The 4,796-nt window shown below is 64.4% G+C and carries 5 protein-coding genes and 1 pseudogene; 5 read left to right on the plus strand and 1 reads right to left on the minus strand.

Annotated features, from left to right (window positions below; all coding sequences use genetic code 11):
* Nucleotides 1–174 precede the first annotated feature (174 nt).
* Together hydA and EN742_RS24650 are read left to right on the plus strand one after the other, a co-directional pair.
* Nucleotides 175–1,626 carry a dihydropyrimidinase gene (gene hydA / locus EN742_RS24645; RefSeq protein ID WP_127405885.1) on the plus strand — a complete coding sequence of 484 codons (1,452 nt, stop codon included), beginning with the start codon at nt 175–177 and terminating at the stop codon, nt 1,624–1,626.
* A 2-nt stretch (nt 1,627–1,628) separates the two neighbouring features.
* Nucleotides 1,629–2,006 carry a hypothetical protein gene (locus tag EN742_RS24650; RefSeq protein ID WP_189347704.1) on the plus strand — a complete coding sequence of 126 codons (378 nt, stop codon included), beginning with the start codon at nt 1,629–1,631 and terminating at the stop codon, nt 2,004–2,006.
* A gap of 80 nt (nt 2,007–2,086) precedes the next feature.
* Here EN742_RS24650 and EN742_RS24655 read toward each other — a convergent pair whose 3' ends face one another.
* Complete coding sequence (locus tag EN742_RS24655; protein ID WP_127283266.1) at nt 2,087–2,491, minus strand: cupin domain-containing protein; 405 nt, start codon at nt 2,489–2,491, stop codon at nt 2,087–2,089.
* A 130-nt stretch (nt 2,492–2,621) separates the two neighbouring features.
* Here EN742_RS24655 and EN742_RS24660 point away from each other — a divergent pair, with 130 nt between their 5' ends.
* From EN742_RS24660 to EN742_RS24670, 3 genes and pseudogenes are all read left to right on the plus strand, one after another.
* Nucleotides 2,622–3,413 carry an ABC transporter ATP-binding protein gene (locus EN742_RS24660; RefSeq protein WP_126053853.1) on the plus strand — a complete coding sequence of 264 codons (792 nt, stop codon included), beginning with the start codon at nt 2,622–2,624 and terminating at the stop codon, nt 3,411–3,413.
* Nucleotides 3,414–3,575: 162 nt separating this feature from the next.
* Nucleotides 3,576–4,454 carry an ABC transporter permease gene (locus EN742_RS24665; RefSeq protein WP_126053854.1) on the plus strand — a complete coding sequence of 293 codons (879 nt, stop codon included), beginning with the start codon at nt 3,576–3,578 and terminating at the stop codon, nt 4,452–4,454.
* Nucleotides 4,451–4,796 (plus strand): annotated as a pseudogene (locus EN742_RS24670) (ABC transporter permease); the annotation flags it as partial. The gene EN742_RS24665 and the pseudogene EN742_RS24670, both read left to right, overlap by 4 nt.

Genomic DNA, 4,796 nt, shown 5'->3' on the forward strand with positions numbered 1-4,796 from the left:
TCGACGGGCTCAGCCACAACGAGGCCGAAGAGATCACCGAGGAAGGGGCCGGCGCCGGCGCCGACGTGCTGTTCCATGCCGTGGTGGAGACGGCTGTCATCGTGGAGTGAGGTCTGAAATTTAGAATTCAACGCTGCTCGCAAAGAAGCGCGACTGGAACAGGGGAACGAGAAAATGACCAAAGTGATCAGGAACGGCACGATCGTCACGGCCGACCGCACCTGGAAAGCAGACGTGCTGATGCAGCACGGCAAGATCGTCGCCATCGGTTCGAACTTGCACGGCGATCATGAGTTCGACGCCACCGGCTGCTACGTCATGCCGGGCGGCATCGATCCGCACACCCATCTCGAAATGCCGTTCATGGGCACCTATTCGGCCGACGATTTCGAATCCGGCACCCGCGCGGCACTGTCCGGCGGCACGACCATGGTGGTCGATTTCTGCCTGCCGGCGCCGAAGCAGTCGCTGCTCGAAGCCTTGCAGATGTGGGACAACAAGACCTCGAAGGCGGCCTGCGACTATTCCTTCCACATGGCGGTCACCTGGTGGGGCAAGCAGGTGTTCGACGAGATGGCGACCGTCGTCGACAGAGGCATCACTTCGTTCAAGCACTTCATGGCCTACAAGGGCGCGCTGATGGTCGACGACGACGAGATGTACGCGTCGTTCCAGCGCTGCGCCGATCTCGGCGCGCTGCCGCTGGTGCATGCCGAGAATGGCGACGTGGTCGCAGCACTGTCGCAGAAGCTTCTCGCCGCCGGCAACAACGGTCCGGAGGGGCATGCCTATTCGCGGCCGCCGGAAGTGGAGGGCGAGGCGACCAACCGCGCCATCATGATCGCCGACATGGCCGGCGTGCCGCTCTATGTCGTGCACGTTTCCTGCGAGCAGGCGCATGAGGCCATCCGCCGCGCGCGCCAGAAGGGTATGCGGGTGTTCGGCGAGCCGCTGATCCAGCACCTGACGCTCGACGAGAGCGAATATTTCAACAAGGACTGGGACCATGCCGCGCGCCGCGTGATGAGCCCGCCCTTCCGCAACAAGCTGCACCAGGACTCGCTGTGGGCGGGCCTGCAGGCCGGATCGCTGCAAGTGGTGGCGACCGACCACTGCTCGTTCACCACGCAGCAGAAGCGCAATGGCGTCGGCGACTTCACCAAGATCCCGAACGGCACGGGCGGCCTCGAGGACCGGCTGCCGGTGCTGTGGACGACAGGCGTCAACACCGGCCGGCTGACGATGAACGAGTTCGTCGCGGTGACCTCGACCAACATCGCCAAGATCCTCAACATGTATCCGAAGAAGGGCGCCATCGTCGAAGGCGCGGATGCAGACATCCTGGTCTGGGATCCGAAGCGCAAGAAGACGATCACCTCGAAGAAGCAGCAGTCGGTGATCGACTACAACGTCTTCGAAGGCTTCGTGGTGACTGGCCTGCCGCGCTTCGTCTTCTCGCGCGGCGAACTGTCGATCGAGGAGGCGGAGGTCAAGGCCAAGGTCGGCCATGGCGAATTCGTCGCCCGCGAGCCGAACGCCGCGGTCAACCGGGCACTGTCGACCTGGAAGGAGATCAGCGCGCCGCGCAAGGTGGAGCGCACAGGCATTCCGGCGACCGGGGTTTGAGCGTGCGCGTTTCTCATCTTGCGTTTGCGGCCGCAGCGCTGCTCGTCGCCGGTCAGGCTTCCGCGGCGGCGATCGACCTGTCGAAGCCCTATGGCAACAAATCCGGCTGCATCAACAAGAACGGCCAGGAAATCTATGCCGAGGACATGCTGCTGTTGACCGACGAGGCATTCGTCACGGTGGCGAGTGCCTGCACCTTTACCGAAAAGAAGGCACAGGCCGACGGCTCGCTGCTGGTCAAGGCGCAATGCCAGGCGGAAGGCGAGGAGGGTGAGTCACCCGCCCAGTTCACCATCAAGCGCAGCGCCAAGAACGCCAAAAAGCTGGTGATCGCCGACGAGGACGGCAATGTCATGGGAGAAGTCTCCCGGTGCAAATGACGCTTGGAGTTTTTCCCTCGATTCCGAAGCGAGACAGCATTTGTGCGACGCCACGCGATTCCGCTTGGCTGCAAAATGCCCTAGGCGACCAGCGCATCCAGTTCCGGCAGCAGGACGACGCTTTCCTGCTCGTTGGGATCGGTGCGGGCGATGACCGCCGACGAGGGCGCGCCGCTCAGATTGGCGGGCAGATGCGGCACGCCGGCGGGGATATAGAACAGGTCGCCGGCCTTGACGACGATGTGATGCTCAAGGCGGTCGCCATACCAGGTGTGGACCTCGCCGGAGAGCACGTAGATCGCCGTCTCATGGTTCTCATGCATATGCGCCTTGGCGCGGGCGCCAGGCGGCATGGTGAGCACGTGCATGCAGATGCCGGACGAGCCGACCGACTCGGTGGCAATGCCGGCGAAATAGGTCAAACCCTGCTTGCCTTCATAAGTGCTTTCGGGGCGGATAAGATGACAAGTCGGTTTGAGCGACATCGGGGAAACTCCGGGCGTCGGGCTGGCGGGACAAGGCCAATGGGGCAGGGTGAGTGGAAAACAACGTCGCGATAAAAGCAATCGGAATCCAGCTGGCGCCGCAGGCACGGGAACGGGCAGGCGCCAGCCAATGACCGGACAGTCGCCAGCCGTCGTTTCGGCAAGCAAGCTAGGCCTCACCTTCCAGACCAATGACGGTCCGGTGCAGGCGCTGTCCAATGTCGACCTCACCATCGGCAAGGGCGAGTTCGTCTCCTTCATCGGTCCGTCCGGCTGCGGCAAGACGACGTTGCTCAGGGTCATCGCCGATCTGGAGAAGCCGACATCGGGGACCATTTCGGTCAACGGCCTGACGCCGGAGCAGGCGCGCGAGAAACGCGCCTATGGCTATGTCTTCCAGGCGGCCGCCCTTTTCCCCTGGCGCACGATCGAGCGCAATGTGGCGCTGCCGCTGGAGGTCATCGGCCTCTCCAAGGCAGAGCAGGCCGAGCGCATCAAGCGCACGCTGGAACTGGTCAACCTCGCCGGCTTCGAGAAGAAATATCCCTGGCAGCTTTCCGGCGGCATGCAGCAGCGCGCCTCGATCGCCCGTGCGCTCGCTTTCGACGCCGATTTGCTCCTGATGGACGAGCCGTTCGGCGCGCTCGACGAGATCGTGCGCGACCATTTGAACGAGCAGCTTCTGGAATTGTGGGAGCGTACCAACAAGACGATCTGCTTCGTCACCCATTCGATCCCCGAGGCGGTCTATCTCTCGACGCGCATCGTCGTCATGTCGCCACGGCCGGGCCGCGTCAGCGATATCATCGAATCGACCCTGCCGCGGCAACGGCCGCTCGATATCCGGGAGACGCCGGAATTCCTGGCGATCGCCGCGCGCGTGCGCGACGGCCTCCGGGCAGGGCACAGCTATGATGATTGAGCGCCGTCAGGAGCGAGCGCCTGCCCGCGCCTTCGTCATCCCGGGGCGGAGCGCCCGCGATGCGGCGTGCGCAGACCCTAGGATGACGACGAGGAAGGCGCCCGGCCTTCGCTTCGCTCCGGCCACCCTCTCCCCGGTGGGGAGAGGAGAGGGGCAGCGCTGATGGACTCCTTCCGCTCGAAAATCATCCCCGTCACCTCGATCCTCGCGGCCGTGGTGGTCGCCTGGTATGTCTTCGCCGTCGTCCTCAACGCGCCATTCCAGCGCGATCTCGACCAACGCGCCAACGAGACGCCCGGCACTGTCGAGTTCATCGGCAAGACGCTGTCGCAGCCGAAGCCGACGCTGCCGGCGCCGCACCAGGTGGCGGTTAATTTCTTCGAGAACACCTTCCTGCGGTCCGTCACCTCGAACCGCAGCCTGGTCTACAACGCCTGGGTGACGCTGTCCTCGACGCTGCTCGGCTTTGCCTTCGGCACCGCGCTCGGCATCGTCATTGCCGTCGGCATCGTGCATGTGGCGACGCTCGACCGCAGCCTGATGCCGTGGGTCATTGCCTCGCAGACGATTCCGATCCTGGCCGTTGCGCCGATGATCATCGTGGTGCTGGCGGCGGTCGGCATCACCGGGCTGATCCCGAAAGCGCTGATCTCGACCTACCTGTCGTTCTTCCCGGTGACTGTCGGCATGGTGAAGGGGCTGCGCTCGCCCGAGCTCATGCATCTCGACCTGATGCATACCTACAATGCCAGCCGCGCGCAGACCTTCTGGAAGCTGAGGGTGCCGGCATCGGTGCCGTTCCTGTTCACCTCGATGAAGGTGGCGGTGGCGGCAAGCCTGGTCGGCGCCATCGTCGGCGAACTGCCGACGGGCGCTGTCGCCGGCATCGGCGCCAAGCTGCTGGCGGGCGCCTACTACAGCCAGTCCATCGACATCTGGTCGGCGCTGGTCGCCGGCTCGGTTGTGGCAGCACTTCTGGTGATGGTGGTCGGCGTTGCCGGCCGCCTCGTCGACCGCGCCATGGGCGGGAGGCCGGCATGAGTTGGCTAAAACCATCCTGGCAAGGGGTGCTGGCGATCCTGCTATGCCTGATCGCCTTGGCACTCGGCGCGATGTCGAAGCCGGAAGCGGCGGCGCTGGCGCAACCCGAGGCGTCTTTCGACTATCCCTACCTTGCGACGAAGGGGCTGATGTTCGGCCTGCTGCTGCTGGCAGCTCTTGCCTCGATGGCCAGGCTGTCCACCATCGTCGAAGCCCTGGTGCTGTTCACCGGCGCGCACCTCGCCGCCTGGCTGCTGATCACGGGCATAAACGGCTATGAAGGCACGGCGCTGGCGCCATTCTTCCTGCTGCTCGCCGCGGCCTGGCTGCTGGGATGGCGCT

The organism is Mesorhizobium sp. M4A.F.Ca.ET.020.02.1.1, from assembly GCF_004022645.1.
GTDB lineage: Bacteria > Pseudomonadota > Alphaproteobacteria > Rhizobiales > Rhizobiaceae > Mesorhizobium.